Origin of the sequence: Leptospira alstonii serovar Sichuan str. 79601 (assembly GCF_000347175.1) — a bacterium.
GTDB classification, from domain to species: Bacteria; Spirochaetota; Leptospiria; order Leptospirales; family Leptospiraceae; genus Leptospira; species Leptospira alstonii.
Genome location: NZ_ANIK01000020.1, coordinates 1 through 3041 on the forward strand (window position 1 = coordinate 1; position 3041 = coordinate 3041).

At 38.9% G+C, this 3041-nt stretch carries 3 protein-coding genes and 1 pseudogene; 1 reads left to right on the forward strand and 3 read right to left on the reverse strand.

Annotation, left to right across the window (positions count from 1 at the left end):
• Nucleotides 1-317: pseudogene (locus LEP1GSC194_RS04925) on the forward strand (hypothetical protein); the annotation flags it as partial.
• Nucleotides 318-864: 547 nt separating this feature from the next.
• On the opposite strand, the gene LEP1GSC194_RS04930 reads toward LEP1GSC194_RS04925, so the two are convergent.
• The 3 genes from LEP1GSC194_RS04930 to LEP1GSC194_RS04940 form a co-directional block, all read right to left on the reverse strand.
• Nucleotides 865-1515: a hypothetical protein gene (locus LEP1GSC194_RS04930; protein WP_020772580.1), complete on the reverse strand. Its 651-nt coding sequence runs from the start codon at nucleotides 1513-1515 to the stop codon at nucleotides 865-867.
• A 232-nt stretch (nucleotides 1516-1747) separates the two neighbouring features.
• The gene (locus tag LEP1GSC194_RS04935) at nucleotides 1748-1990 is read right to left on the reverse strand and encodes a hypothetical protein (RefSeq protein ID WP_017807663.1); all 243 of its coding nucleotides are present in this window, start codon (nucleotides 1988-1990) and stop codon (nucleotides 1748-1750) included.
• A gap of 291 nt (nucleotides 1991-2281) precedes the next feature.
• A partial coding sequence (locus tag LEP1GSC194_RS04940) for a toxin-antitoxin system YwqK family antitoxin (RefSeq protein ID WP_020772582.1) occupies nucleotides 2282-3041 on the reverse strand: 760 nt, incomplete at its 5' end.

A 3041-nucleotide genomic window follows, 5' to 3' on the forward strand; every position in this document is an offset into this window, starting at 1 on the left:
CCGGGTTTAGTTCCGTTTTTTCTACGGTCGACTTTGAAGATTATAAGAATATTTCGGAAGAAAAGCGGACAAAAATCGTTTATTCCAACGGAAGAAGTTTGTTTTGTATGGTTGGAGCCAAAGATGTCGGCTGCCTTCCTCTCAATCAGGATGGACCGACTTGCCAACGCGTAACCTCGGTTCAAACGAGGTCGGCAAGATCCCTTCGTTTTGCTCCGGGTCTTGAAAATTATCAAGGTAAAGAAGAATGCCTGGCTCTCAATAACAAAGACAGGTGTCTTGATAAGGACGGACTTTGTTATAAGTGGGATTATTAATAGTTCATAATGTGATTACGCTAGAATTTTACTTTAAAACAATTCCTACCGATTACATTGCCGGAGCTAAATCAAAGTAAATTGCCCTTAGGATGAACTCCATATATTTAAGTAATTTATAAATTAAGAATGTATAGAGTTCATCCTTGCGGTTTTTACGGAGCCGCTTTTTTCTTTGTCCGAATATCCGGACGATCCTTTTACAGAACGCTTCCTAAGGGGAGCGTTCTGGGACCGAAAACGCACGTTTCAAGTGGCTAGTGATTAAATTGTAGGGATTAGGATGTTACATACAATAAAACGCAAGTGTTCCGACAAGAGCGCCGCTTTTTATTTGCAAAAAGTATGATTTTATGATAGAGACAGCCTCCCCCGAGCCTTTCTAACGATTTAGCGATCCGTAGAGAGCGAAATCGAGTTTCTTCCTTGGATCGCATATTTTTTTCGTATATTCTAGTTTATGAATTCAATCGAAGTTTCGTCACAGGATTTTCAAAACTCAATGATCGTTCACGCGGATCGCAGCGGGATTAAGAATAAAAATCGATCAAAGTAAATGCGCTCGGAAACGTTTTAAAAGTTCCTCATGTAAATACGGATCATCGACGGGCATATCCGGATCCAATCGGTTAAATCGTTTTCGTAATTCCTTTTTTATTTCCGGGCCCGGAGTCTGAGACTCAAGCATTCGAACCGATGCATATACTAAATCCGACAAAAAATTACCGGCTAAGAAGTTGTGATTCCCTTCAATACTCAAAAGCAGATCAAAAGAAGATATCAAAATTTCCCAATCCAATACGTCGGGATTTCGGATGTTGTGCATCATTTTTACGGTCGCAAGTGCGGCAGGCGATCTATCTTTAATTTCCGTAAGCGTCTTCTTGCGATCGGATAGATAAGTATGGATCGCTTGCAGTACACTTCTTTCCGCTTCTCCCTTTGCGTCCCACAAAAGCAAAAGCGGCGCAAATTCTTTCAGTTTCCAAGAAACCGCTAAATAAGCTCCCGCTATGACTTGGTCGATTTTTTTACTTCTTAGTCCAGTTTCCACCAAGGGATAATACTTAGGTTCCGGTTTGTCTTGGATATATTCCAAGTATCCTACATTGATTCCTTCGACTCCTGCTTCTAACAAAGCGTCAAGCTGCTTCTTAATCGCTTTCGGTATTTCCTCATTTTCTTTCGATCGTATCATCTATTGTCTTCTTTAATATATTATACTCAGGATCTTTACTTCTATTTGCGGGGATTTTTCTGCGGTTCCTACGAAATCCGCTGTTCTCTGTTCGAATTTCCGAACTGTGCCTTTTCAGATTTCACAGAGTAGTGCTACGACAACTAACAAATGCGAAGCGTTCAAGTCCAATCTGAATTTATACTTAACATCTGCCAACTTTTGACCTAGGATATTTATTGTTAATACTCAATTACTTAACAAGACGAAGCTTTGGTTTTTGTGGATTCTGCACAGGTAAATTCATATCAGCCCAAGCATCCGAAAGCTGTTCCTGTTCTATCGAGCACATTAATAAAAATTCTGCAAATTCTTCCACTTCTGCCAGTTCAGAAAGATTAAGATTTTTCAATATCCCCTTAATCCGTTTTATTTTCTGCTTTCTTCCCTCTATTTTTTTATGAAAATTCTTTTTTATCGCTAAATTCGAACCCATTTTGCTTACTCCTCAATAAACTGAAATGTTCATTATATTTTTAATATATTCAGTTCTACTGACTCAGTTTTTAAAAAAATTAGCAATCAAAAAGCTTCAAATTTCAGAAGTAGTCATTCAAAATTTTGAATTTTTCTCCTTTTGAGCACTGATTACACAGTTCTGAGAAATGTCTATTAAGCAGAAATTGAACCGGTTTTTTCACTGTCCGGTTTTCCGGACCCGGCTTTCTACCTTTGGTGTGCTTTCTGCACTGCACGGCAAACTCACTCTTTCACTCTTTATCTTTATTTAAAACTTCTCGTGTTTGATGACCTTCTTATTTTTAAAAAATCTCCTTTCTACAAGTTTACCGTTTTCAAATCTTTCCTGCATCGTCGCTTCACCTTTTGCATACAGCGTCCGATACTTCAATTCACCTGTGTCATAATATTGGAAGGATTCACCTTCCTTTAATCCATGGACGTATTTTACCGTCCAATGCAGCTTTCCGGATTCATGATATAATAATTTTTCCCCATCTTCTTTTCCCGATGCGTACACGCACGTTTCTTTGGTCTTACCGTTTTCCCAAATCACATTAAGCTTACCGTCATAAACTCCGTTTTTGTATTCAACGCTGCCTCCCGCTTCTCCCGTAGGCCACCAAAGTTTCCAAACGCCTTCTTTCTTTCCCTCTTTAGTTTCGCCCAATTCCCATTTACGAAAATCAAAGTTGAACTCGGCTTCTTTTGGAATCGAACTCGGCTTTTCACGAGGTGGAAGTATTTTAGCTTTGTCTATATTAAATCCGTAATACTGCTTTCTCGAATACCAGCGACCGTCTACATAGCTAGTAAAATCATGTAAATCATCAATCGAGTAACTTTCACGTTCAATTATCCCAAGACGATTCCATTCTATTTCCTTTCTAATAGAACCATCCATTTCTCGTAGGGCAAAACCATTATTCTTTTCATCATATATCGCACCTTTCGGAACATTAGAAGGTCTTGGAGGTTCCGCCCATAACGAAACCGTAAAAAGAAAACCGAATACTAAGATCGTTCTG

Bases quoted from the DNA above. Each gene is read 5' to 3' on its own strand.
- LEP1GSC194_RS04930 (WP_020772580.1), bottom strand. From the start codon at position 1,515: ATGATACGATCGAAAGAAAATGAGGAAATACCGAAAGCGATTAAGAAG.
- LEP1GSC194_RS04935 (WP_017807663.1), bottom strand. From the start codon at position 1,990: ATGGGTTCGAATTTAGCGATAAAAAAGAATTTTCATAAAAAAATAGAG.